This is a genomic window from Plastoroseomonas hellenica (assembly GCF_018129085.1).
Lineage (GTDB): Bacteria > Pseudomonadota > Alphaproteobacteria > Acetobacterales > Acetobacteraceae > Plastoroseomonas > Plastoroseomonas hellenica.
Window position 1 is genome coordinate 88966 of record NZ_JAAGBB010000019.1, and the last position, 23895, is coordinate 112860.

Genomic DNA, 23895 nt, shown 5'->3' on the forward strand with positions numbered 1-23895 from the left:
CACACGCGCATGAGCGGGGCGAAAAGTGCCCCGCAAACCAATGCGATCCGGCGATGATCAGGCCTTGCCGCCGCCGGACTTGGCCTCCAGCTCGGCGACCAGGGTGCGCAGGCGCTCCACTTCCGAAACCAGCGCGGAGACCGTCTGCGCCTCGTCACGCGGCGCATCGGCGCCGCGAGTGAAGGGCGTGAACAGCGACATGGCGCGCTCCATCATCGCCATGTTCTGCTTGCCGAGCTCCTCCAGGCTGCCGAGGCCCGGGGTGAAGGGCATGAAGCCACCCATGGTCCGCTCCATGGCGGATTTCATCTGCTCCTGCTGGCGGGAGAACCCCTCCATCGCGAATTCGAGATAGCGCGGCACCAGGCCCTGCAGGTTGTCGCCGTAGAACCCGATGAGCTGCCGCAGGAAGCTGGTGGGCAGCAGATTGTGTCCCTTGCTCTCTTCCTCGACGATGATCTGGGTCAGGACGGACCGGGTGATGTCGTCGCCCGATTTGGCATCGTAGACCACGAAGTCGCGGCCCTGCCGGACCATGTTCGCCAGATCCTCCAAGGTCACGTAGGAGGAGCTCTCGGTATTGTAGAGCCGTCTGTTGGCGTATTTCTTGACCACCACAGGGGGTTGGGCCTGGGGGCCCGGTTCGGCACGCTCCGCAGTGTTCTGGGCCATGGCTTCGCTTCCGATCCCGTTTCCTTGAAGTGCGAGCCTAGCCGGGCTTTGGTGCGGCGCGAAAGCGCCATTGCGGGATATTTCCCACCCAGCGTTCCCGGCGCTGCCCGCCGGCGCTATCCTGGCACCAAGAGGAAGGCCCGAAGGATGTCGCCCGGCCATGGAGCAGCCCGACCCGCCCGATGCTGCGGCGCTCGATCGGCTGGCGGAGGATTGGATCGCGCTCTGGCAGAGCGAACTGGCGGCGCTGGCCGCCGATCCGGACCTCGCCGCCGCCTGGGCCGGGCTGCTGCGCGCCTTTGCCAGCCGGGCGGCTGCGCATGATCCCGCGCCGGGGCCCGCGCCCGCTGCCGCTGCACCTCGGCCTGGCGTCGCTGCGGGCGATGCTGGCCCTGACGGCGCCGATGCCGCCGCCCTCCTCGGCCGCATCGCCGAGCTGGAACGACGCCTGGCCGCGCTCGAAGGCAGGCCGGGCGGAAGCGGCGCGGATCGCCCACGCCCTCGCCGCCGCCGGACACAAGCCTGAGGCCTTCCGCGCCGCCGTGCTGCGGCGCCTGATGACCCAGGATGGCGGCTTCCTCGGCGGTGTGCTGGCCTATCGCCGCCAGGACGCAGCCCCCGCCCAGCCGGAGATGCCGGTGCTCTGGCAGGATGGCGGCAGCCGCGTGCTCGACTACGGCGGCGCCGGTACGCCCGTGCTCTTCGTGCCTTCGCTCGTCAACCGCGCGACCGTGCTGGACCTCAGTCCGGAGCGATCGATGCTGCGCCATCTGGCGGGCACGGGCATGCGCCCGCTGCTGCTGGACTGGGGCTGGCCGGGGGAGCAGGAGCGCCGCTTCGCGCTCGCGGATTATATCGCCCGGCTCGATCGCGCGCTCGCGGCGTTGCCGGGGCCGCTCGTTCTGGCGGGGTATTGCATGGGCGGGCTGCTCGCGCTGGCCGCGGCACTGCGCCGGCCGGAGCGGCTCAGCGGGCTGGCGCTGCTCGCCACCCCCTGGGATTTCCACGCCGGGGAGGGGCAGGAGGGCGCGACCGTCCGCAGCATGGCGGCGCTGGCGCCCTTGCTCGATCCTTGGCTGGACGCGACCGGAACCCTGCCGGTCGATGTCATCCAGGCGATGTTCGCGGCCCTCGACCCCTTCGGGATCGCGGCCAAGTACCGCGCCTTCGCCCGGCTGGCGCCCGGCAGCAGCCGCGCGCGCCTCTTCGTGGCACTCGAGGATTGGCTGAATGACGGGGTGCCGCTGGCGGCGCCGGTGGCGCGCGAATGCCTCGGCGGCTGGTATGGCCGTAACGAGACCATGGCGGGCGCCTGGCGCGTGGACGGGGCGCCGGTCCTCCCCGGGGCCTGGCGCAAGCCCGCTTTCCTCGCCATCCCCGCACGCGACCGGATCGTGCCGCCGGCCTCGGCGCGGGCGCTCGCCCAGGCCATGCCCGGGGCCCGGGCGCATGAGGCGGCGGCGGGGCATGTCGGCATGGTCGCCGGCAGCGGCGCCGAGGCGGCGCTCTGGCGGCCGCTGGCGGAATGGGTGGCCAGCCTGTAGCCCGCGGACTTGTGGCCTCAGGGGGCGAAGGGCCACACTCTGCCCTAACCAGGTTGGGAGAACACCGGTCATGACCGAGATCGTCATCGCTTCCGCCGCGCGCACGCCGGTCGGATCCTTCAACGGCGCCTTTGCCGGCCTCACCGCGCATGCGCTCGGTACCGTCGCGATCAAGGCGGCGCTGGAGCGCGCCGGGGTGCAGCCCCAGGAGGTGAACGAGGTGATCCTCGGCCAGATCCTGACCGCCGGCGCCGGCCAGAACCCGGCCCGCCAGGCCTCGATCAATGCCGGCATCCCGGTCGAGCACACCGCCTTCGGCATCAACCAGCTCTGCGGCTCGGGCCTGCGTGCGGTGGCACTCGCCGCCCAGCAGATCGCGACCGGCGATGCCGAGATCATCGTCGCCGGCGGGCAGGAGAGCATGACCCAGGCGCCGCATGCCCAGCAGCTCCGCGCCGGGCAGAAGATGGGCGACCTGGCGCTGGTCGACACCATGATCAAGGACGGGCTCTGGGATGCCTTCCACGGCTACCACATGGGCACCACGGCCGAGAACGTCGCCACCAAATACCAGATCACCCGCGAGGAGCAGGACCGCTTCGCCCTCGCCAGCCAGCACAAGGCCGGCGAAGCGATGAAGTCCGGCCGTTTCCGGGACGAGATCGTCCCGGTCACCGTGAAGACCCGCAAGGGCGAGGTCGTGGTCTCCGATGACGAATATCCCCGGCCCGACACCAGCCTCGAGGTGCTGCAGAAGCTGCGCCCGGCCTTCTCCAAGGACGGCACGGTGACCGCCGGCAATGCCTCCGGCATCAATGACGGTGCCGCGGCGATGGTGGTGATGAGCGCGGCTCAGGCCGCGAAGCGCGGCGTCGCGCCGCTGGCGCGGATCGTGAGCTGGGCGACCGCCGGCGTCGATCCCTCGATCATGGGCACCGGCCCGATCCCGGCATCGCGCAAGGCGCTGGCCAAGGCGGGCTGGAGCATAGACACGCTCGACCTGATCGAGGCGAATGAGGCCTTCGCGGCGCAGGCCTGTGCGGTGAACAAGGACCTCGGCTGGGATCCGGCCCGCGTGAACGTGAATGGCGGCGCGGTGGCACTCGGCCACCCGATCGGCGCCTCCGGCGCGCGGGTGCTGACGACCCTGCTGTTCGAGATGCAGAAGCGTGGTGCCAAGCGCGGCCTGGCGACGCTCTGCATCGGCGGCGGCATGGGGGTTGCAATGTGCGTGGAACGCACCTGACGAAGGGCGTGGAACGCACCTGACGAAGGGCGTGGAACGCACCTGACGAAGGGTATGAACAGGGATGGCTCCACCATCCCTGTTCCGCTTCAGCAGGGCCGGTCCGCCGCGCAGCGATCAGCGCTGATCCGTGCGCAGATCTCCTCGGCCTGAGAGCTTGTCTTTGGCGACTGTCCGATTCCTGCCGGCCGCCTTGGCTTGGTAGAGACGTCGGTCGGCTCGGGCAAAGAGGTGGGACATGCTTTCGCCCGGCCTCAGTTCCGCGATGCCGAGGCTTGCCGTCACGCCGCCCGAGGCGGGCAGGAACTCGAATTCGGCCTCCGACAATTCGATCCGCAGGCGCTCCGCGAATTCAAAGCCCCCGTCCCGCGTCGCGCCAGCGAGCAGAACGGCAAACTCCTCGCCTCCCATGCGTCCGACGAGATCCGTTGCGCGGGCCGAGAGACGAAGGAGCCTTCCGAAGGCCTTCAGGACGTGGTCGCCGGCCGCATGGCCATGGCGGTCATTGATCTGCTTGAAATGATCGAGGTCACAGGCGATCAGCGTGCAGGGGGTTCGCCCGGCCTCGGCGATGATGGCTGCGGCACGGCTCTCGAAGCCCTGCCTGTTGAGGATGCCGGTCAGCCCGTCGATATCGCGCTCGCGGCGGAGATCTTCGATCAGGTCGGACAAGGCGGCGGCCAGGATGGCCAGAGCGAGCCCAGCGCCCAGGACCGCCAGCGACAGATGCAGCGTCGCCCAGAACAGTGACGCCCCGAAGGCGCCTGCGGTCGGGGGCGCGCTCAGGCCGATGGTCAGGACTGTCCGCGGAAAGAAATGCAGCGCGAAAGCGGACAATATCCAGAAGAGCGCGCGGTCGATCCAGGCGCCCCGCCTGAGATGGACAAGCCGCAGGGCCGCCAGGAGCAGGATGACGCCATAGCCGAAATTCTGGATGTAGACGCGCACCAGCGTGTTCGGCGCGATATAGGCGAAGTACCAAAGCCCACCCAGCACGGCGATGAGCATCGCGGCATCGGTCCGCAATCCGAATCGCTTGCCGGATCGGCGCAGGATGGCCTCTGCCGTCAGCAGCACGGCCGAGGTGTAGAAGAGCGCGGATAGCAGGGCGTTGGGCGCGGTGTTCGCCGGCCAGTGGAACACCTGGATCATCACGCCGAGGGCGAAGAGGCAGGGCGCCGCCGCCAGGAGAAGCAGGTAGTGCCGCTTCCTCTCGATCGTCCAGGCCCATAGGAAGGCGAGTCCGAACACGCAGAGAACGCCAGGCCCAATCAGCGCCATCGTGATTCTGGGTGTCGCGTCGTCCAACCTGTATCGAGCCCATCGCCTGAGACGCCCTCTCATATCATGAGGGTCCACCAGCGCCGTTAAGGATCAGGCAGGTCGATGGAAGAGGCTTCTGCGGTGGGTGGACGATGACGCGACGCAGGCGCCCGGCTGGCGCTTGCGTCGAGCCCGCGTGACGTAGCTCAGGCGAGTGTCGTCAGATCCTGGAACCAATGCTGCGCCTGGGTGTAGCCGCGCACATTGCGCCCCAGCGCATGCGGGTTGGTGTCGTGCACCACATAGACCAGCAGCGCCTCATCCACCGCCTTCTCATGCACCTTGGCCATCAGTCGATCGACCTCTTCCATGTCGAAGGTGCGGAGCGCGGTGTCGATCAGACGGTCCATCTCCGCGTCGCGGTAGTGGGACCAGTTCACGCCGGTCGGCGCGATCTGGTTGGAATGGAAGAAGCGCACCAGCGCATAGAGCGGGTCGGAGGTGACATAGGCGACGTTGTTCGCGGTGATGCCGCCGCGCGCCAGCTCGCCCGCCGCACCCTGGCGCCAGCAGGTGTAGAGCACCTCCAGCTCCACCGCCTGGAACTCGATCTCGACGCCGATCTCGCGGAAGGCCGCCTGGCAGTATTCGTTGATCGGCAGCGACAGCATCTGGCCCGAACCGCCGGTCGCGATCAGGAACTTGGTGCGTAGCGGGTTGCGGGTGGAGAAGCCCGCCGCCTGCACCAGCCGCCGCGCCTCCTCCGGATCGTATTTGATCTGGAAGCTCGGATTGCCGAACCAGGGCGAGGAGGGGTCGACCATGCCGGCCGCCGGCTTTGCCAGCCCGTTCATGAGCTGCACGACCTCGTCGCGGTTGATCGCGAGGTTCATGGCCTTTCGCAGCCGGAGGTCGCGCCAGGGCGAGCCCTCCAGCAGCGACAGGTGGTAGTTCCAGACATGCGGCGTCACGTTCTCGACGATGCGGCTGCCGCCCTGGCGCAGGCGCGCCACCACGTCGGGCGCCGGCGTCTCGATCAGGTCCACCTGGCCGGTGAGCAGCGCGTTGCTGCGCGTCACCGCCTCCGGCGCGCAGACCAGGATGATGCGGTCGGCCTTTGCCATCCGCGCCGGGTTCCAGTAGCCGGGGTTCTTCAGGAGCTCCACCGAGGCGCGCGGCACCAGCCGCCCCATCCGGAAGGGCCCGGTGCCGGAAGGCTCGTTGGCGAAGCGCTCCCAACTCCGCCCGAGTTTTTCGTATTGCGCGGGGGAGGAGATCAGGAACCACAGCATCTGGTAGGGGAAGATGCTGTCCACGGCCTTCGTCGTGACCTCGACCGTCATGGCATCGAGCTTCCGCCAGGAGGCGACGGAGGGCAGGCGCGGCCGCACCTGCGCGGATTGGCGGTTGTCGAAATGCGGTGCCTGCGGGTTCAGCACCTTCTCGAAATTCCAGATCACCGCATCGGCGTCGAAGGCGCTGCCGTCGTGGAAGGTCACGCCCGGCCGCAGCTTGAACACCCATTTGGTCCGGTCCGCCGGATCCGCCTCCCAGGAGGTCGCGAGGCCCGGCACCAGCTTCCCCGGCCGCTCCGCCACATCCATCTCCCAGGCGACCAGCGGGTCGTAGAGCGTGTAGCCGGTGAACTGATAGGCGCCCGCGCCGCGGTCCGGCTGGCCGGTGGTCAGCGGCACATCGGCCATGGAGATGCCGTAGCGCAGCACCCGCTCCCCGCCCGCGCTTTGGGCAAGGGCGCCCGGCACCGCCTGCGGCATGGCCAGGCCGAAGGCACCGGCGCCGAGCAAGGCGCGGCGGGAAAGGCTGGAAAGCGGCATGGAGAGGTCCCCGGGCGAATGGTGTGCCCGAGGCTTGGCAAGCGGCATGCCGGGAGGACGCGTCCCTCCCGGCATGCGCCTGCCCCACCTATCCCCGCCGCAGGTTCCACAGCATCGGGTTCGGGCCTTGCAGCACGCCGGAGAGGTCGGCGCGGAAGGCCGTGCGCAGGCGGAACAGGCCGGTCGGCGCGAAGGGCACGGCGTCCCAGGCGCGGCGCTGCAGCTCCTCCATGGCGGCGGCCTGGGCGTCCTCGTCCGGCGCCTCGGCCCAGGCGCGCATCGCGTCCTCGACGCCGGCGTCGCTCGGCCAGCCGAACCAGGCGCGCTCGCCATGCATGCGGATGATCGGGTTCAGCGCCGGGTTCGGGATGCCGGCCGAGGGGAAGTTGGTGTTGTGCAGGTTCCAGCCGCCCTGTGCCGGCGCCTCGCGCTTGGCGCGGCGGGCGATGGTGGTCGCCCAGTCCCCCTCCACCAGGTCGATCTGGAAACCGAGCCGCCGCATCAGGTCGGCGGTGACGCGGCCCTGCTGGGTGACGGCCGGAAAGTCGGTCGGGTTGATGTGCACGATCGGCCGCGCGAAGGCGCCGAGGTCACGGAGCGCCGCGCGGGTGCGATCGAGGTCGCGGGTCTCGGCCGGGAATTCGGTGGTCGCCGGCAGGCCGCAGGGGAACATGGCATGGCACTGGCGCCAGTCGTTCGGCATCGCGACGGCGGCCATGTAGTCGTTCTGCGGCAGGATGTCGCGGATCAGCCGCCGCACGCGCACGTCGTCGAAGGGCGGATGCAGGTGGTTGAAGCGCAGGAAGCCCAGGAAGCCGTTCAGGTCGTAGATCTGGGTGCGGATGTTGCGGTCGCGCTGCAGCACCGGCACCAGGTCGGGCAGCGGATACTCGATCCAATCGATTTCGCCCGTCTGCAGTGCCGCGGCGGCGGTGCCGCCATCGGGGATCCAGGCCAGCTCCAGCCGGTCGAAATGCACCCGCTTGCCGCCGGAGGCGCTCTCCGCCGGCTCGTCGCGCGGCAGATAGGCGTCGTTCTTCGCATAGGCTGCCTGGGCGCCCTGGATGTAGTCGGCGGCGATCCATTTCCACGGCCCGCTGCCGGTCATGTCGGTGATCGGGCGATCGGCGGGGGTCATCGCCGTGCGCTCCGGCAGCATGAAGCAGGGGGAGGAGGCGGGCTTCGCCAGCGCGTCGAGCAGCGCCGGGAAGGGCCGCGTCAGCCGCAGCGTGATGGTGCGGTCATCGGCCGCGACCCAGTCCGCGACCACCGCCGCCAGCAATTGCCCGAAGGGGTCGCGCACCGCCCAGCGGCGGATGGAGGCAATGCAGTCCCGCGCCCGTACCGGCTCCCCGTCATGGAAGCGGAGCCCGTCGCGCAGGCGGATCCGCCAGGTGCGGCCGTCATCGGAGACCTCGTGCCCTGCCGCCATCTGCGGGCGCGGGCGCAGCGCGGCGTCGGGCGCGTAGAGCGTGTCGAAGACGCAGCAGCCATGGGTCGTCACGATCGTCGTCGGGTTGAACATCGGATCGAGCGCGGCCAGCGCCGCCTGCGGCATGAAGCGCAGCGTGCGGGCGCGCATGCCCTGCGCGATGCCGGGCGCGGGCAATGCCGCGGCCAGCGCGGCGGCGAGCAGTGGACGACGGCGCATCGCATTCCCTCCAGGCGCCCGGGATGGCGGGCGACGGAAGACGGCAATGATCCACGGGGCTCAGCCGGGGTCGCGCACCGCTCCCTTCGCCGGTCCTAACCGGATCAGGTTCCATGGGTCGCGGGATCGCCCCGCCTCTCAGCCCCCGATCGGGGCTCCCCCAGGTGTCGCGGAAGTCATGCGCCGGCGGCGGCGCGGGGGCAAGGGTGGCGCTTCAGCAGCCGTCGCCAACCTCAACCCTTGATACGGGCCACCGTGGCCGTGGTGCTCTGCCCGGGGAGCAGTTCGGCCAGCCGCACCTGGCCGCCCCATTCGGCGATCAGGTCGCCGCCCACCACCTGCTCGACAGTATAGTCGGCGCCCTTCACCAGCACCTCCGGCCGCAGCAGGCGGATCAGGTCGACCGGCGTGTCCTCGTCGAAGACGGTGACGCAGTCGACGCTCGCCAGCGACGCCAGCACCGCCGCCCGCGCCGCCTCCGATTGGATCGGCCGGGCCGCGCCCTTCAGGCGCTTCACGCTGGCGTCCGAATTCAGCCCGACCACCAGCCGGTCGCACCAGCTCCGCGCCTGTTCCAGCAGATGGACATGGCCGGGGTGCAGCAGGTCGAAGCAGCCATTGGTGAAGCCGATGCGCCAGCCGCGTCGGCGCCAGCGCTCCACCTGCTCCTGCGCGGCGGGGCGCGAGCACACCTTGCGGAGCGCGCCGCGCTCGACCGAGAGCGCTTCGATCAGGTCCTCGTCGCGAGCGACCGCGGTGCCGACCTTGCCGACCACGATCCCGGCCGCGATGTTTGCCAGCCGCGCAGCGACCGCCAGCGGCTGGCCAGCGGCGAGTGCCGCGGACAGCAACGCCATGACGGTGTCGCCAGCGCCGGAGACGTCGTGCACCTCCGCGGCCTCGGCCGGGAAGTGGCGGACGACATCGCCTTCGAGGAGGGTCATGCCATCCTCGCTGCGGGTCACCAGCACGGCGTTGAAGCCGTACTCGGCCTGGACCTTGCGGGCGGCGGCGACGATCGCCTCCTCGGTGTCGACCGGCATGCCGGTGGCTTCGCTGAGCTCGGCGCGGTTCGGGGTGATCAGGTCGGCGCCGGCATAGCGGCTGTAGTCGCGCCCCTTGGGATCGACCAGCACCCGGCGCCCGGCGGTACGCGCCGCCTGGATCAGCCGTTGCGCGGTGTCTGCACTGAGCACGCCCTTGCCGTAGTCCGACAGCACCATGACCGCGGTCGCCGCGATCGCGTCCGACGCGATCCGCACCAGCCGGTCGGCCAGCCGCGGATGTACCGGGCTGACAATTTCGTGGTCGGCACGCAGGAGTTGCTGGCCGGCGGCGATGAATCGCGTTTTGGTTGTGGTGGCGCGGCCACCCTGGACCAGCAGCCAGGGCTCGACCCCGGGCTGGCCGCCGATCAGGCCGGTCAGATCGCTACCCGACTGGTCGTCGCCGACCACCGAGACGAAGGCGACCGCGGTGCCGACGGCGGTGAGGTTGCGCACGACATTGCCGGCGCCCCCCGGCATCGCCACTTCGCGCTCCACCGCCAGCACCGGCACCGGCGCTTCCGGGCTGACGCGCCGCACGTCGCCGTAGACGTAACGGTCGAGCATGGCGTCACCCACCACCAGCACGCTGCCGCGTTTCAGGGTGCGAATCGCCTCGACGAGCTCGGAAGCCGGGGGATCACTGAGCGGCCGATCGGCCGGCGATGCTGGCTGCATCCGGATCGCGTAGCCCAACCGTCACCAAAGGCGCAAGGCGGGGCGCGGCGCCGCCCCTCTTCGCCAGGCCCCAAGTCCGCGGCCGCAGGCCGCCCCTGGTTCCTGCGGGGCGAGGCGAAGCCGATGCCCCGGGGCCGCGCATGCGGCCCCGCGCGCGACCGACCGTTGCCGCCAGCGCGCCCTGACAGCGCGGAAGCCAAGGGGTGCGGATGCGCCCCGCCCGGCACCTGAGGGCGAAAAAATCATCCTAATCCTTCCTTCAGCATCGCCATGGGAGCCTCGCGATCCAACCCTTGCAGGATGCGAGGTACCATGCCCCTCCCGCGCGATTCCGCCGCGCCGATGCCGCCGGGGGACCGATGCTGGCCCACCGGGTGATGCCCGATCGGCCGCCGCGGTCGCCCTTCGCCAATCCCGGCGCGATCGAGCTCGCGGCGCTGGTGCGCGACGCCGTGGCCTGCGGCGCGGAGCGGGAGGTACTGCTGCTCCGTCTGTCCGGGCTGACGGCGGCGCAGCGCCGGGGCCATCACCGCCGGCTCATCGAGGATGTCTGGTATCCGCTGCGTCGTGCGACGCGTGCCCAGGTCTTCGATCTGCCGAATGGCGATGCGGTGGCAGTGGAAGCGCCGCCGGCCAACCATCTGGCGCGCATCCGCGCGGCCTTCGGGGAGATGCTGGACGGGCAGCAGGGCGTCACCGTCGATGGGCTCCTGCAGCAGCTCCGCCTGCCGCAGCAGGCGGCCGCGGTGATGGCGATGGTCGAGAGCGTGCTCGGCCTGGCGGGCGAGGCTCCGCCGGCCCCATCGATGGGCGGTCGTCCGGTGCTCGACGCGGCCGCCGTGCAGGCGGCGGAACAGGTGCTCGCCATCGCCGATATCGAGCCGGTGCTGCGCCGCGGCTGGGCCTGCCGGCTGGAGCCCGGCGGCGGCGCGCCGGAGCCCTGCTGGGAGGAGCGGCGCATCGACATGGCGGCGCTGTGCGCCGCGGTGCTGCCCGACCATGATCCGGGCGCGGCACCCGATCTGTACCGGCGCCTGCGCTGTGCCGCCGATCGCCGCCTGCTGGCCGGGCTGGCGCGGCCGGACGTGCTGCGCCGCCCGCGCGACCGCTGCCTGTCGCTGACGCCCGAGGCGGTGCTGAGCCAGGAATTCCTGCGCCTCGACACGTTGCTGCCGGCGGCACTGCGCGCACGGCTGACGATCGCGATGCCGATCGCGGATGTGCTGGCCGATCCTGAAGGCTTCGCGCCGCTGCAGGCCGACCTGCTCGGCCGCGGCCTTCGGCTGGCGCTCGAGATCGATGCCGCGGCGGAGCCGCCGCTGATCCGGGTGGCGGCGGCCGGCTTCGGCCTGCTCTGCCTGGGCTGGAGCGCCGCGCTGCCGGCCTTGGGCTCGCCCGAGGCCCGCGCCCTCGCCGATGCGCTGCCGCGGGACCGCAACCGCATGATACTGACCGGCGTCGACCGCCCCGCGGCCATCGCCTGGGGCTGGGAGATGGGATTCCGCCTCTTCTCCGGCCGGCTGATCGAACGGCGCCGGCAGTTGGTGCAGGATCTGTAGGGAGCGCACCGTCACGCCATTGCGGCTTGGCGACCCGCGCCGGAGGGCCGATATGGTCCGGCGATGACCCCGCCCGCGCTGCTGATCGAAAACCTGGCCAAGACCTACCCGGCGCGGAAGGGCGCCGCACCGCCGAAGCCGGCGGTGGATGGCCTGTCCTTCACCCTGCCGCAGGGCGCGACCTGGGGGCTGCTCGGCGGCAACGGCGCCGGCAAGACCACCACCATCGCGATGCTGCTCGGCCTGCTGGTGCCGAGCGGCGGGCGCGTCCTGGCGCTCGGCCATGACATGGCGACCGACCGCTTCGCCGCACTCGCGCGGATGAATTTCTCCTCGCCCTATGTCGCGTTGCCGCATCGGCTCTCGGTCGCGGAGAATCTGCGCATCTACGCGCATCTCTACGATATCAGCGACACCGAGGCGCGGATCGCCGAGCTCGCCCGCGACCTGCAGCTCGGGGATCTGCTGGACCGCCCCGCCGGGCAGCTCTCCGCCGGGCAGAAGACCCGCGTCGCGCTGGCCAAGGCGCTGATCAACCGGCCCGCGCTGCTGCTGCTCGACGAGCCGACCGCGAGCCTCGATCCCGATACCGGCGACTGGGTCAGGAGTTGGCTCGAACGCTACCGGGCGGAGAGCGGCTGCGCGATCCTGCTGGCGTCGCACAACATGGCGGAGGTCGAGCGCCTCTGCGCCCATGTGCTGATGCTGAAGGAAGGCAAGATCGTGGATCAGGGCAGCCCGGAGGCGCTGATCGCCCGCTACGGGCGGGAGGATCTGGAGCAGGTCTTCCTCGACATCGCGCGCGGCACCCGCGCCGAGACGGCGGAGGTGACGTGATGGGCGCGCCCGATGATCGGAGCGAAGGCCGCGGAGATCTGAATCGGCCGCGCCGCGACATACGGCGCGTGTCCGACACACGCGGAGAGCTCAATCGATCGCGCCACGACACACTTCGCGCGTCGCTGCGCCGCATCTGGGGACTGGTCTACCGCCACGTTGCGCTGTACCGCCGGTCCTGGCCGCGCCTCGTCGAGCTGATGTACTGGCCGATCCTGCAGATGGTGGTCTGGGGCTTCATCACGACCTATGTCGCCGGCATGCAGCCGGGGACCGGCGCCGTCGCCGCCGGCGCGTTGCTCGGCGCCGTGCTGTTGTGGGAGATCGCGCTGCGCGGCCAGATGGGCTTCGCGCTCTCTTTCCTCGAGGAGATCTGGTCGCGCAACCTCGGCCATGTCTTCGTCTCGCCACTGCGCCCGCGGGAACTGGTGGCGGCGCTGATGACCATGAGCGTGATCCGCACCGCGGTCGGCGTGGTGCCGGCGATGCTGCTCGCCTGGCTGCTCTATGGCTTCGGCATCTTCACGCTGGGCCCCGCGGTGGTCGGCTTCTTCGCCGCGCTGATCATGATGGGCTGGGCGGTCGCCATGCTGGTCACCGCGCTGATCCTCCGTCACGGCGCGGGAGCGGAGGCGCTCGCCTGGAGCGTGCTGTTCGGCATCACGCCCTTCGCCGCGGTCTTCTACCCGGTCTCGGTGCTGCCCGCTTGGCTGCAGCCCTTCTCGCTCGCGATCCCGGCGGCGCATGTCTTCGAAGGGATGCGCGGCGCGCTGATCGGCGGCCACATGGCCTGGGACCACCTGGCCTATGCCTTCCTGCTCGATGCGGCCTGGCTGGCGGTCGCGGCCTGGGTCTTCATGCGCCAGTTCGAAGGGGCGCGGGTGCGGGGCGCGCTGCTCAACATCGGGGAGTGATGGCGGGCTTCAATCGCGCTACACCGCCACCTGTGCAGATCACTCGATTCTTCCTCGTCCGCCACGCGCTGGTCGAACCCTCCTCCCGCGCCTTTCTCTACGGGGCCATGGATGTCGCGCTCTGCGACCTGGCGCTCAGAGAGGAAGCGGCGCTCTACCGCTGGCTCGCGCAGCGCCTGCCGAACCCGGCGCGCTGGTTCGTCACCAACCTCTCCCGCACCCGCGCGACCGCCGCGGCGATCTTCGCCGCCGGTTATCCGGAAGCGGCCCTGGAGGCCGAGCCCGCCTTCGCCGAACAGCATCTGGGCGAATGGCAAGGCCTCCCGCACGATGCGCTGCCGCCGCTGCTCTCCGCTCCGGCGCACCCCTTCTGGCCGCATGCCGGGCTCGAGAAGCCGCCCGGCGGCGAGAGCTTCTCCGAGATGCAGGCCCGCGTCGCGCCGGCGCTGGAGCGGCGCGCGGACCTGCTCGCCGGGCAGGACGTGGTGATCGTGGCGCATGGCGGATCGATCCGGGCCATGCTGGCGCATGCGATGGGCCTGACACCGGACCAGGCGCTGGTCTTCTCGATCAAGAACCTCTCCCTGACCCGGATCGAGAAGCACGGGCCGGATTGGCGCGTCGCCAGCGTCAACGAGGAGCCCTGGACGCCGGAGCCGGCGGCCGACTGACGGCCGGGAAAAAAGCGCCTTCCGGCCCTTCCCAACTTCGTGTGCCCGCCGGCGCGGTTTTGCGGCGTCCCGGCCGCGCCGCTCCAGCCCGTTGTTTTTGCGGGCATCTTCCCCGCCCGGCTGATTCCTGCCGAACGACGTCTGTTGCTTATTGCCGCCTCAAAACCTTGGACTTGTCCATATTCGAGGGCTAAAAGGACGCGAGGACAATGGGTTGGGGGAAAAAGCTCATGCGTCGTCTCGCTTTCCTGGGTGCGCTGCTGGGCATGATGCTCCTGGCTGCGCCGCATGCCATGGCGCAGGCCGAGCAGCAGAGCATTGTCGATCGCGCCACGCTCGCGGTGCAGGACATTCTCGGCATCGAGCGCAACAGCGATCAGATCAGCCTGCTGCGGCGGGCGCGGGCAGTGATGGTCTGCCCGCAGCTCTTTCGCGCCGGCTTCATCTTCGGCGGCCAGGGCGGCGATTGCGTGCTGATGGCGCGCGACGGCGCCGGGTCCTGGTCGTCGCCGGCCTTCTACACCATGGGCAGTGGCAGCTTCGGCCTGCAGATCGGCGTGCAGGACGCGGCGGTGCTGATGATCATCCTGACCGATCGCGGGCTGAACGCGGTGCTCGACAGCCAGTTCAAGCTCGGCGCCGATGCCTCGGTCTCGCTCGCCCATCTCGGCGCCGGCATCTCGGGCGCCACCACGGCGGCCGTCGGGGCGGACATCGTCACCTATGCCCGGACGCGCGGCCTCTTTGCCGGCCTGTCGCTCGAAGGATCGCTGCTCAGCGCACAGAGCTCCTGGAACCGCAGCTACTACGGCCGGGAACTCGGGGCGCGGCAGATCGTGGTCGGCATGGAGGCGCACAACCCGGGCAGCGACCCGCTGCGCGGCATCCTGATCCGCTTCAGCCAGCCGGCGGACGGTTCCGCCGCCGCGCCCGCGCTGCCGCCGCCGAGCGCCGGGCCGATGGCGGCAAGCGGCGGCAGCGGGGGCTCCGGCGTCTCGGGGCCGGGCCGGGTCGGCCAGGAAAGCCTGTCGCCGCCGCCACGCGGCCGCTGAAGCGACGCACCACCCCGGTCCTCGCGCCGGCGGATTGATTGTTCCCCGGGGGCTTCGCGCATGGCCCCCGGCCGGGCGACGCGCTAATTTGCCTGCCCGTGCCCGACGATCCCCCTTTCTGGAAGACCAAGACCCTCGACGCCATGACGCGCGCCGAATGGGAAAGCCTCTGCGACGGCTGCGGCCGCTGTTGCCTGCACAAGCTGCGCGACGAGGAGACCGAGCGCCTCGCCTGGACCGAGGTCGCCTGCCGGCTGCTCGACACTCGCAGTTGCCAATGCTCCGACTACGCGAACCGCCGCCGGCGCGTGCCGGATTGCGTGAAGCTCACGCCGAAGAAGCTCACCGCCATCGACTGGCTGCCGCCCACCTGCGCCTATCGGCTGGTGGCGGATGGCCAGGATCTGATGTGGTGGCACCCGCTGGTCTCCGGCACGCCGGAGACGGTGCATGAGGCCGGGATCTCGGTGCGCGGCCGGGCCGTGCGCGAACGCGATGCCGGTCCGCTGGAGGAGCATGTGGTGCGCTGGCCAGGCCTGGTGCCGAAAGCCGCGCGGCCCCGTGGCTGAATAGTTTGAGTTTGATCGCGTGATTTCAGGTTCTTCGGCCTATCGGCCTCGACCATCACGCTCAAGGGTTTGATCGCGTGATTCAGATTCTTCGGCCTATCGGCCTCGAACCATCACGCTCAAGGGTTTGATCGCGTGATTCAGGTTCTTCGGCCTATCGGCCTCGAACCATCACGCTCAAGCCCACGGATTGACGCGCGCCCGATCCAGGGTCACGAAGACGCCAGATCGAAGAGAGGAGCCCAGCCATGCAGAACGCCCTGTTCGGCGGCGTGAACGCCGCCATCCTGACCGCCATGAAGCCGGACTTCTCGCCCGACCTCGACCGCATGGCGGCGCATGCGCGCTGGCTGCTGGCCAATGGCTGCAACGGCCTCGGCATGCTCGGCACCACCGGGGAGGCAAATTCCTTCGGCCTGACCGAGCGCAAGCAGATCCTGGAAGGGCTGATCGCTCGCGGCATCCCGGCGGCGAAGCTGATGCCGGGCACCGGCTGCTCCAACCTCTCCGACACCGTGGAACTCACCCTGCATGCCAAGGCACAGGGCTGCCGCGGCGTGCTGGTGCTGCCGCCCTTCTACTACAAGGGCCCGAGCGATGACGGGCTCTTCGCCTATTTCTCCGAAGTGGTGAACCGCGTCGGCGGCGGCATCGCCATCTACCTCTACCATTTCCCGCAGCAGAGCGCGGTGCCCTTCAGCCTCGACCTGCTGGGCCGGCTGTTGAAGGCCTTCCCGGGCGCCATCAAGGGCGTGAAGGACAGCTCCGGCGACTACGCGAACATGAAGGCGATGGTCGATGCTTTCGCCAAGGATGGGTTCGAGGTCTATTCGGGCAGCGACGAGTTCCTGCAGCGCATCCTGGCCGATGGCGGCGCCGGCTGCATCACCGCGGCGTCGAATGCCAACAGCCATTGGGGCGGCATCGTCTACGCGAAGCGCACCGGCGCCGAGGCCGATGCGGCGCAGGCGGTGCTGGTCGCGACCCGCAAGGCCGCGACCTCCGTGCCCTTGATCTCCGGCCTCCGCGAGATCATCGCCCGCTCAACCGGCGATGACGGCTGGCGGGTGATCCGCCCGCCGCATCTGCCGCTGACCGCCGAGCAGGCGGCCAAGGTCTGGGCCGCCTGGGAAGCCGCCGGGGCCATCCCGCTGCCCGGCCTCGCGCCCGCCAAGGCCGCCGAGTAATGAGCGAGCCCTTGCGTTGCAGGGAGCCGGCGACGCCGGTGCTGCAGCAGGATGACGAGCATGTCCGCGTCACGCGTTGGGACTTCGGTCCCGGCGCGGAGACCGGCTTCCACCGCCACGGCATGGCCTATGTGGTCGTGCCGGTGACCGACGGGACCCTGCTGCTGGAACTGCCCGGCGGCCAGACGGCGACCGCCGACCTCAAGGCCGGCGTTTCCTACGCCCGCTCGGCCGGGGTTGAGCACAATGTGGTCAATGCCGGGTCCGCGCCGCTCTCCTTCGTGGAGATCGAACTGAAACATCTGCCTGGATGACGCGGGGCGTCCGGCGCGCCATTCTGGCCGCATGGATCTGCCTTCCCCCGAGACGATCGCGCTCCGGATCCCGGCCTATACGCGGCCGCTGCCTTGCGTCGTGCACTGGAAGCGCTCGGCGCGGGCGCGGCGCGTCAGCCTGCGCATCGACCCGAGCCAGGGCGCCGTCATCATCACCCTGCCGCCGCGTGCCGGGCGGCGCGCCGGCATGGCATTGCTGAACGAACACGCCGCCTGGGTCATGCAGCGCATCAGCGCGCTGGCGCCGCCCCGCGTCTTCGCGCCGGGCGCCGAGGTGCCGGTCGGCGGCCAGCCGCATGTCATCCGCCACGATCCCGCGATGCGTGGCTCCCGCGTCGGTGACGGTGCCATCGTCGTCGGCGGCCATCCGGAATTCCTGCCGCGCCGTGTCGCCGATGCGCTCCGCGCCGAAGCCAAGCGCCGCATCGCACCGCTGATCGCGAAGCACGCCGCGATGCTTGAGGTGACCGTGCCGGCGATCCGCCTCAAGGATACGAAAAGCCGCTGGGGAAGCTGCGCACCGGATGGCACCATCGCTTTCTCCTGGCGGCTGGTGATGGCACCCGACTGGGTGCTGGACTACGTCGTGGCGCATGAGGTCGCGCACCGGCGGGAACTGAACCATTCGTCGCGCTTCTGGGCCCATGTCGCGCGGCTGAGCCCGAACCACGAAGCCGCGGTCGACTGGCTCCGTCAGCACGGCCCCGCACTGCTCAGGATCGGCTGACCGGGACATAGAGCAATTTATTTTGGCGAGCATCTTCACCCGGTCCGGCGATTTCGCCTACGCAGGATCTGCTCTAGTGTCTCGATTCCGAAGTCCTTCGGCCTTCGGAATCGAGACACTAGGCTTTGTTTTCAGTGGCCTGCTTGTCCGCTCCGCTCGCTGCGAAGCGCAGCGAACTTCGCGGGCAGGACACTAGGGAGACATCGATGAAAGCCGTCGCCTACACGCATTGCCATCCGGCCGATCACCCGGACGCCTTCGACGATGTCGTGCTGGAGGATCCGCCGGAGCCGAAAGGCCATGAGCTCCTGGTCGAGGTCCGCGCGGTCGGCGTGAACCCGGTGGACACGCGGCTGCGCGCCAAGGCCGATCCGGCCGGCGAGAAGCGAGTGCTCGGCTACGATGCCGCCGGCATCGTGCGCGCGCGCGGGCCGGAAGCCGCCTTCTTCCATGTCGGCGACGAGGTCTTCTACGCAGGCGTCGTGAACCGGCCCGGCAGCAACGCACAACTCCAGCTCGTGGACGAACGGATCGTCGGTCACAAGCCGAAATCCCTCTCCTTCGCCCAGGCAGCGGCCATGCCGCTGACCTCCATCACCGCCTGGGAAGCGCTGTTCGACCGGCTGCGCATCCCGCGCGGCGGCACGCCCTCGGGCGATGCGGTGCTGATCACCGGTGGCGCCGGCGGCGTCGGCTCCATCGCGGTGCAGCTCGCGCGGCGTCTGACCGGCCTCAAGGTCATCACGACAGCATCGCGTCCGGAAACCCGCGCCTGGTGCGAACAGATGGGCGCACACCACGTCCTCGACCACAGCCAGGACCTCGGGCCGCAGATCAAGGCGCTCGGTCTGCGACTGCCCTACATCTTCTCGGTGACGCAGACGGAGAAGCACTGGAACGCACTGGCCGACGCGCTGGCACCGCAGGGCGGCATCTGCGTGATCGACGAGATGCGCGGCGTCGACGCGCAGCGCATCCGTCCCAAGGCCGCCTTCCTCGCTTTCGAAGCGATGTTCGCCCGCGCGCTGAACCACACCCCCGACATGGTCGCCCAGCACCACCTGCTGGAGGAGGTCGCGCACATGATCGATGCCGGCGCGCTCCGCCACACCATGACCCGCAATCTCGGCCCGCTGAACGCCGCATCGCTCGCCGAAGCGCACCAGCTCGTCGAAGGCGGCCGTATGATCGGCAAGGTGGTCCTGGAAAGGATCCCGGCATGATCGTCTTCGTCACCGGTGCGACGGCCGGCTTCGGCGCCGCGATCGCGCGGCGCTTCGCGGCCGATGGTGCCCGCATCATCGCCGCCGGCCGCCGTGCCGAGCGCCTGGACGCGCTCCGCGCCGAGCTCGGCGCCGACCGCGTGCTGCCGGTGGTGCTCGACGTCCGCGACCGCGCCGCGACCCTCGCCGCCATCGCGGCACTGCCGGAAGCCTGGGCCGCGGTCGATATCCTCGTGAACAACGCCGGCCTCGCCCTCGGCCTCGAGCCCGCCCAGGGCGCCGATCTCGACGACTGGGACGCGATGATCGACACCAACTGCAAGGGCCTCGTCACCATGACCCGCGCCCTGCTGCCCGGCATGGTCGCGCGCAACCGTGGCCACGTCGTGAACATCGGCTCGACGGCCGGCGAATTCCCCTATCCCGGCGGCAATGTCTACGGCGCCACCAAGGCCTTCGTCCGCCAGTTCAGCCTGAACCTGCGCGCCGACCTGTTCGGCACCCAGATCCGCGTCACCGACATCGAACCCGGCCTCGTCGGCGGCACCGAATTCTCCAACGTGCGCTTCAAGGGCGACCACGCCAAAGCCGCCTCCCTCTACGCCGACACCGAAGCCCTGAGCCCCGATGACATCGCCGACGCCGTGCACTGGGTCGCGACCCGCCCCAGCCGCGTCAACGTCAACACCCTGCAAGTCATGCCCGTCAGCCAGAGCTTCGGTCCGCTGCGCGTGCACCGGGGGTGAGGTGTGGCCTCGGGGAGGGCTCTGCCCTCCCCGAACCCCGCCCGCCAGGAGCATAGATGCTCCTGGACCTGCTTCACTTGGTGCCCTGATTGGGAAGGGGGTGTCCGGCGGATCGCCGGACACCCCCTTCCCAATCAGGGCGTCAAAAGTAAACGGGGTCGAGGGGCCTGTGGGCTCCTCGTGGGGTGGGGTCCGGGAGGGGCAAAGCCCCTCCCGGGGCGCAACCTCACCCCAGTGCGCGCCAGCCGATGTCGCGGCGGCAGAAGCCTTCGGGCCAGTCGATGGCGTCGATGGCGGCGTAGGCCGTGTCGCGGGCGTCGCGGAGGGTGGTGCCGGTGGCGGTGATGGCGAGGACGCGGCCGCCGGTTGCGATGATGGCGCTGTCCTTGGTGGCGGTGCCGGCGTGGAAGATGTGGGTGTTGGGGATGGCGGCGGCGGCATCGAGGCCGCGAATGGTGCTGCCCTTGGTGTAGTTGCCGGGATAGCCCTTGGTCGCCATGACGACGACCATGCTGTGCAGGGGGCGCCAGGCGAGGCGGGTCTCGGCGAGGCGGCCGGTGGCGGCGGCGTGGAGCGCCTCGAGCAGGTCGCTGTCGAGGCGGGGGATCAGCGCCTCGCATTCCGGGTCGCCGAAGCGGACGTTGAACTCGATGAGCTTCGGGCCGCGGGCGGTCAGCATCAGGCCGGCGAAGAGCACGCCGCGGAAGGGCGTGCCGCGGCGGGCCATCTCGGCGAGGGTGGGGCGGATGAAGTGGGCCATCACCTCGTCGCGCAGCGCGTCGGTGAAGGCGGGGGGCGGGGAATAGGCGCCCATGCCGCCGGTGTTGGGCCCGGCATCGCCGTCGAAGGCGCGCTTGTGGTCCTGGGCGGCGCCGAAGGGCAGGGCGTGGGTGCCGTCGCAGAGGGCGAAGAAGGAGATCTCCTCACCCATCAGGCATTCCTCGATCACCACGCTGGCGCCGGCGGCGCCGTGCACGCGGCTTTCCATGAAGTCGGCGATCGCGACCTCGGCTTCCTCGGTGGTCTCGGCGACGACGACGCCCTTGCCGGCGGCGAGGCCATCGGCCTTCACGACGATCGGCGCGCCGCGTTCCTGGATATAGGCGCGGGCGGCGTCGGCGTCCTCGAAGCGGGCCCAGGCGGCGGTGGGCACCTCCGCGGCGTCGGCGACTTCCTTGGTGAAGGTCTTGCTGCCTTCGAGCCGCGCGGCAGCGGCGGTCGGGCCGAAGCAGGGGATGGCGGCTTCGGCGCAGGCATCGGCGAGGCCGAGCGTCAGCGGCGCTTCGGGCCCCGCGACGACCAGGTCGATCGCCTGCGCGCGGGCGAAGGCGACCAGGGCCGTGATGTCCTCGGCGCCGATCGCGACGCATTCGGCGAGCGCCGCGATCCCGGCATTGCCGGGGGCGCAGAACAGCTTGGACAGTTTGGGTGAGGCCGCAATTCCTGTCGCCAGGGCATGTTCGCGGCCGCCACCGCCGACCAGAAGCACCCGCATGCCGACTCCGCCTGGTTTCCGTATACCGCGCCTCTAGCATAGCATCGGCGAATGGACAGCCCAGCTCCGCGCGATGGCGCGAACATTCCCGAATATGTCGTGTCCGAGATCGCGGGCGCGATCCGGCGCACGCTGGAGGGTGCCTTCGGCCGCGTGCGCGTGCGCGGCGAGATCACCGAGATGAAGCGCGCGGCGTCGGGCCACGTCTATCTCTCGTTGAAGGATGAGAATGCGAAGATCGAGGCGGTGATCTGGAAGGGAAATCTCCGGATGCTCGCCGCCGTGCCGGAAAACGGCGTGGAGATGATCGCGACCGGCAAGCTGACGACTTACGCGGACCGCTCGAAGTACCAGCTCGTCATCGACCGGCTGGAATTCGCGGGTGAGGGCGCGCTGCTGGCGCGGATCGAGGCGCTGCGCAAGCGGCTGCTCGCGGAAGGGCTGTTCGACGAAGGACGCAAGCGCGCCCTGCCGATGCTGCCGCGCGTGGTGGGCGTGGTGACCTCGGCCTCCGGCGCCGTTATCCAGGATATTCGCACAACGATTGCGCGGCGTTTCCCGCGCCACATCCTGATCTGGCCGGTGGCGGTGCAGGGGCAGGGGGCGGCGGAGCAGATCGCGCGCGCGATCGCGGGCTTCTCCGCGCTGCCGGCGGGTGGCGCGGTCCCGCGCCCGGATGTCGTCATCGTGGCGCGCGGCGGCGGCAGCCTCGAGGACCTGATGGCCTTCAACGAGGAGGTCGTGGTGCGGGCGGCGGCGGCGAGCGCGATCCCGCTGATCTCCGCAGTTGGGCATGAAACGGACACGACGCTGATCGATTTCGCGTCCGATCGCCGGGCGCCGACGCCGACCGCGGCGGCGGAGCTGGCGGTGCCGGCACGCGGCGACCTGGCGGCGGATCTGATACAGCGGGGCGCGCGGCTGGCGGGCGTGGCGCGGCGGGTGCTGAATGATTCGCGGCTCCGGTTGCTGCGGGCGGAGCGGCGGCTGCCCGACGTGCCGGCGCGGATCGAGCAGGCGCGGCTCCGGCTGGACGATTGGGGGGAAAGGCTGCCGCGCGGTGTCGCCGGCCTCCTGGCGCGACGGGCGCAGGCGCTGGCGGGCCTCCGGATCCCGCATCCGCGGGAGGCGATCCTGGTGCGGCGGGAACGGCTGGGCGCGCTGGCGGGGCGGGGCGATGCCTGCATCGCGCGCGCCATCGCGGTGCGGCGCGACGCGCGGGCGCTGGCGCGCTTCGGCCCGGCGCCGCTGAGCGCGCTGCTGCGGGAGAGGCGGGGGGCGCTGGAAGGGCTTTCGGCGCGACTGGAGAGCGCTTCCTACCAATCCGTGCTGGCGCGTGGCTTCGTGCTGGTGCGCGACGCGGAGGGTGCGCCGCTCACCAGCGCGGCTTCGGTGAAGCCGGCGCAACATCTGACGCTGACTTTCGCGGATGGGGAGGTCGGCGCGACGGCGGACGGCGCGAAGACGGCACGCCCGCGCAAGGGGGAAGAGCCGCGCCAGGGAGACTTATTGTGAGACCGCATGGGAATAGCTGCGGGTCGGTCTGGCGGGTCTTTTCCACCCCTGCCGCGCCGTCTTCCTCACCGATGCAACCAGCATCGGCTGTGTCAGCCGACACGGCGGGGGCGAAAAATCCCTCGCCACACCTCCGCCGCGGCCATTCCCATGCGGTCTCTGTGAAGCGGAGATGGGTGCTGGCGGCGCCGGCGCTGCTGCTGGCGCGCGGCGCCGGGGCGCTGGAGCTTGGCACCGTGGGGCTCGCGCAGGGCGGACTGGTGGTGGGGCGCGCGGCGGTGGGGACGCGCCTCACGCTCGATGGGCGGGCGCTGCGCGTCTCGCCGGCGGGCGACTTCGCTTTCGGCTTCGGCCGCGATCATGGCGAGGGCGCGGTGCTGACGGTCGATGGGCGCGCGCAGCGGCTCACCATCGTGCGGCGGCAATGGAGCGTGCAGCACATCACCGGCCTGCCGCCGGCCCAGGTGACGCCCGACGCCGCGGCGCTGGCGCGGATCAACGCGGAGCGCGAGCAGCTCGGCCGGGCGCGCGCCACCGACAGCGCACTGGCCGGGTTCACGGAGGCATTCCTGCGGCCCGCGGAAGGGCGGATCAGTGGCGTCTTCGGCAGCCAGCGGGTGCTCAACGGCCAGCCCCGGCAGCCGCATTACGGCTACGACATCGCGGCGCCGACCGGCACGCCGGCGCTGGCCGTGGCATCCGGGCGGGTGGTGCTGTCGGCGAGCTTCTTCTTCTTCGGCGAGCTCGTGGTCATCGACCATGGGCATGGGATCAATTCGCTCTACGCCCATCTCTCGCGCCGCGACGTGACGGAAGGCCAGGACGTCGCGCGCGGCCAGCGCATCGGCGCGACCGGCGCCACGGGCCGCGTGACCGGCCCGCACCTGCATTTCAGCCTGTCCTGGTTCCAGACCTGGCTCGACCCGGCCCCGGTGCTGGCGCCGGCATAACGGTCAGCGGGCCACCCGCGCTCGCCCCTATCGCCATGGCCATCGCCGGCGCTGCCCGTAGTCCTCGGCCTGGCAGCAACGCTTCGCCGAGCGCCCTTCGATGCGTGCGCCCGAGTATCATGGACGCCTGGCGTGCCCGAATCTTCCCCGTCCGCCCCTCCTGGACAGAGCATCGTCGAG

The 23895-nt window shown here is 70.6% G+C and carries 21 protein-coding genes and 1 riboswitch; of the genes, 15 read left to right on the forward strand and 6 right to left on the reverse strand.

All coding sequences use genetic code 11. The features are described from left to right. Window positions 1-57: 57 nt before the first annotated feature. Complete coding sequence (gene phaR / locus GXW71_RS16755; RefSeq protein WP_211853683.1) at window positions 58-672, reverse strand: polyhydroxyalkanoate synthesis repressor PhaR; 615 nt, start codon at window positions 670-672, stop codon at window positions 58-60. Between the two features lie 320 nt (window positions 673-992). Between phaR and GXW71_RS16760 the strand changes: the two genes are divergently transcribed. Together GXW71_RS16760 and GXW71_RS16765 are read left to right on the forward strand one after the other, a co-directional pair. After that, a complete protein-coding gene (locus GXW71_RS16760; RefSeq protein WP_211853684.1) occupies window positions 993-2216 on the forward strand; it encodes an alpha/beta fold hydrolase in 1224 nt (407 codons plus the stop codon). Between the two features lie 70 nt (window positions 2217-2286). Then, window positions 2287-3462, forward strand: coding sequence for an acetyl-CoA C-acetyltransferase (locus GXW71_RS16765; protein WP_211853685.1), 1176 nt, complete (start codon window positions 2287-2289; stop codon window positions 3460-3462). Between the two features lie 117 nt (window positions 3463-3579). Here GXW71_RS16765 and GXW71_RS16770 read toward each other — a convergent pair whose 3' ends face one another. From GXW71_RS16770 to rfaE1, 4 genes are all read right to left on the reverse strand, one after another. Further along, window positions 3580-4713, reverse strand: a complete 1134-nt coding sequence (locus tag GXW71_RS16770) for a GGDEF domain-containing protein (protein WP_211853686.1) — start codon at window positions 4711-4713, stop codon at window positions 3580-3582. A 218-nt stretch (window positions 4714-4931) separates the two neighbouring features. Then, complete coding sequence (locus GXW71_RS16775; protein ID WP_211853687.1) at window positions 4932-6560, reverse strand: ABC transporter substrate-binding protein; 1629 nt, start codon at window positions 6558-6560, stop codon at window positions 4932-4934. Window positions 6561-6648: 88 nt separating this feature from the next. Further along, the gene (locus GXW71_RS16780) at window positions 6649-8211 is read right to left on the reverse strand and encodes an ABC transporter substrate-binding protein (protein WP_211853688.1); all 1563 of its coding nucleotides are present in this window, start codon (window positions 8209-8211) and stop codon (window positions 6649-6651) included. Between the two features lie 75 nt (window positions 8212-8286). Further along, window positions 8287-8378: riboswitch (TPP riboswitch) on the reverse strand. 66 nt (window positions 8379-8444) lie between these two features. After that, window positions 8445-9935 (reverse strand): D-glycero-beta-D-manno-heptose-7-phosphate kinase, encoded by a 1491-nt coding sequence (gene rfaE1 / locus GXW71_RS16785; protein ID WP_211853689.1) that lies wholly within the window; start codon window positions 9933-9935, stop codon window positions 8445-8447. Between the two features lie 359 nt (window positions 9936-10294). On the opposite strand from rfaE1, the gene GXW71_RS16790 reads away from it, so the two are divergent. The 11 genes from GXW71_RS16790 to ydfG all read left to right on the forward strand — a co-directional run bounded on the left by GXW71_RS16790 (window position 10295) and on the right by ydfG (window position 19755). Then, complete coding sequence (locus GXW71_RS16790) at window positions 10295-11494, forward strand: hypothetical protein (RefSeq protein WP_211853690.1); 1200 nt, start codon at window positions 10295-10297, stop codon at window positions 11492-11494. A 63-nt stretch (window positions 11495-11557) separates the two neighbouring features. Beyond that, entirely contained in the window at window positions 11558-12331 is a 774-nt protein-coding gene (locus GXW71_RS16795; RefSeq protein WP_211853691.1) for an ABC transporter ATP-binding protein, read from the forward strand. 68 nt (window positions 12332-12399) lie between these two features. Next, window positions 12400-13245, forward strand: a complete 846-nt coding sequence (locus GXW71_RS16800; RefSeq protein WP_367617320.1) for an ABC transporter permease — start codon at window positions 12400-12402, stop codon at window positions 13243-13245. Then, window positions 13245-13916: a histidine phosphatase family protein gene (locus tag GXW71_RS16805; protein ID WP_246526641.1), complete on the forward strand. Its 672-nt coding sequence runs from the start codon at window positions 13245-13247 to the stop codon at window positions 13914-13916. The genes GXW71_RS16800 and GXW71_RS16805 overlap by 1 nt, the downstream gene beginning before the upstream one ends. A 230-nt stretch (window positions 13917-14146) precedes the next feature. Beyond that, window positions 14147-14968, forward strand: a complete 822-nt coding sequence (locus tag GXW71_RS16810) for a lipid-binding SYLF domain-containing protein (RefSeq protein WP_211853693.1) — start codon at window positions 14147-14149, stop codon at window positions 14966-14968. A 98-nt stretch (window positions 14969-15066) separates the two neighbouring features. Beyond that, entirely contained in the window at window positions 15067-15537 is a 471-nt protein-coding gene (locus GXW71_RS16815; RefSeq protein ID WP_211853694.1) for a YcgN family cysteine cluster protein, read from the forward strand. Window positions 15538-15785: 248 nt separating this feature from the next. Further along, window positions 15786-16724 carry a dihydrodipicolinate synthase family protein gene (locus GXW71_RS16820; protein WP_211853695.1) on the forward strand — a complete coding sequence of 313 codons (939 nt, stop codon included), beginning with the start codon at window positions 15786-15788 and terminating at the stop codon, window positions 16722-16724. Further along, on the forward strand, window positions 16724-17038 hold the full coding sequence (locus tag GXW71_RS16825) for a cupin domain-containing protein (protein WP_211853696.1): 315 nt from the start codon (window positions 16724-16726) through the stop codon (window positions 17036-17038). Before GXW71_RS16820 ends, GXW71_RS16825 begins: the two co-directional genes overlap by 1 nt. A gap of 31 nt (window positions 17039-17069) precedes the next feature. Continuing rightward, the gene (locus GXW71_RS16830) at window positions 17070-17786 is read left to right on the forward strand and encodes a M48 family metallopeptidase (protein WP_211853697.1); all 717 of its coding nucleotides are present in this window, start codon (window positions 17070-17072) and stop codon (window positions 17784-17786) included. A 206-nt stretch (window positions 17787-17992) separates the two neighbouring features. Next, a complete protein-coding gene (locus GXW71_RS16835) occupies window positions 17993-19009 on the forward strand; it encodes a zinc-binding alcohol dehydrogenase family protein (RefSeq protein WP_211853698.1) in 1017 nt (338 codons plus the stop codon). Beyond that, window positions 19006-19755, forward strand: coding sequence for a bifunctional NADP-dependent 3-hydroxy acid dehydrogenase/3-hydroxypropionate dehydrogenase YdfG (gene ydfG, locus GXW71_RS16840; protein WP_211853699.1), 750 nt, complete (start codon window positions 19006-19008; stop codon window positions 19753-19755). Before GXW71_RS16835 ends, ydfG begins: the two co-directional genes overlap by 4 nt. A gap of 226 nt (window positions 19756-19981) precedes the next feature. Here ydfG and purD read toward each other — a convergent pair whose 3' ends face one another. After that, window positions 19982-21250, reverse strand: a complete 1269-nt coding sequence (purD, locus tag GXW71_RS16845; RefSeq protein WP_211853700.1) for a phosphoribosylamine--glycine ligase — start codon at window positions 21248-21250, stop codon at window positions 19982-19984. Window positions 21251-21301: 51 nt separating this feature from the next. On the opposite strand from purD, the gene xseA reads away from it, so the two are divergent. Together xseA and GXW71_RS16855 are read left to right on the forward strand one after the other, a co-directional pair. Next, a complete protein-coding gene (gene xseA / locus GXW71_RS16850) occupies window positions 21302-22765 on the forward strand; it encodes an exodeoxyribonuclease VII large subunit (protein ID WP_211853701.1) in 1464 nt (487 codons plus the stop codon). Between the two features lie 161 nt (window positions 22766-22926). Continuing rightward, window positions 22927-23715 (forward strand): M23 family metallopeptidase, encoded by a 789-nt coding sequence (locus GXW71_RS16855; RefSeq protein WP_367617321.1) that lies wholly within the window; start codon window positions 22927-22929, stop codon window positions 23713-23715. The last annotated feature ends 180 nt before the right edge of the window (window positions 23716-23895 follow it).

Coding starts and splice junctions, on each gene's coding strand:
- GXW71_RS16805 (WP_246526641.1), top strand. CDS start 13,245: ATGGCGGGCTTCAATCGCGCTACACCGCCACCTGTGCAGATCACTCGA.
- ydfG (WP_211853699.1), top strand. CDS start 19,006: ATGATCGTCTTCGTCACCGGTGCGACGGCCGGCTTCGGCGCCGCGATC.
- GXW71_RS16780 (WP_211853688.1), bottom strand. CDS start 8,211: ATGCGCCGTCGTCCACTGCTCGCCGCCGCGCTGGCCGCGGCATTGCCC.
- phaR (WP_211853683.1), bottom strand. CDS start 672: ATGGCCCAGAACACTGCGGAGCGTGCCGAACCGGGCCCCCAGGCCCAA.
- GXW71_RS16835 (WP_211853698.1), top strand. CDS start 17,993: ATGAAAGCCGTCGCCTACACGCATTGCCATCCGGCCGATCACCCGGAC.
- GXW71_RS16765 (WP_211853685.1), top strand. CDS start 2,287: ATGACCGAGATCGTCATCGCTTCCGCCGCGCGCACGCCGGTCGGATCC.
- GXW71_RS16825 (WP_211853696.1), top strand. CDS start 16,724: ATGAGCGAGCCCTTGCGTTGCAGGGAGCCGGCGACGCCGGTGCTGCAG.
- GXW71_RS16795 (WP_211853691.1), top strand. CDS start 11,558: ATGACCCCGCCCGCGCTGCTGATCGAAAACCTGGCCAAGACCTACCCG.
- purD (WP_211853700.1), bottom strand. CDS start 21,250: ATGCGGGTGCTTCTGGTCGGCGGTGGCGGCCGCGAACATGCCCTGGCG.
- xseA (WP_211853701.1), top strand. CDS start 21,302: ATGGACAGCCCAGCTCCGCGCGATGGCGCGAACATTCCCGAATATGTC.
- GXW71_RS16820 (WP_211853695.1), top strand. CDS start 15,786: ATGCAGAACGCCCTGTTCGGCGGCGTGAACGCCGCCATCCTGACCGCC.
- GXW71_RS16760 (WP_211853684.1), top strand. CDS start 993: ATGATCCCGCGCCGGGGCCCGCGCCCGCTGCCGCTGCACCTCGGCCTG.
- GXW71_RS16775 (WP_211853687.1), bottom strand. CDS start 6,560: ATGCCGCTTTCCAGCCTTTCCCGCCGCGCCTTGCTCGGCGCCGGTGCC.
- GXW71_RS16830 (WP_211853697.1), top strand. CDS start 17,070: ATGGATCTGCCTTCCCCCGAGACGATCGCGCTCCGGATCCCGGCCTAT.
- GXW71_RS16790 (WP_211853690.1), top strand. CDS start 10,295: ATGCTGGCCCACCGGGTGATGCCCGATCGGCCGCCGCGGTCGCCCTTC.
- GXW71_RS16810 (WP_211853693.1), top strand. CDS start 14,147: ATGCGTCGTCTCGCTTTCCTGGGTGCGCTGCTGGGCATGATGCTCCTG.
- rfaE1 (WP_211853689.1), bottom strand. CDS start 9,935: ATGCAGCCAGCATCGCCGGCCGATCGGCCGCTCAGTGATCCCCCGGCT.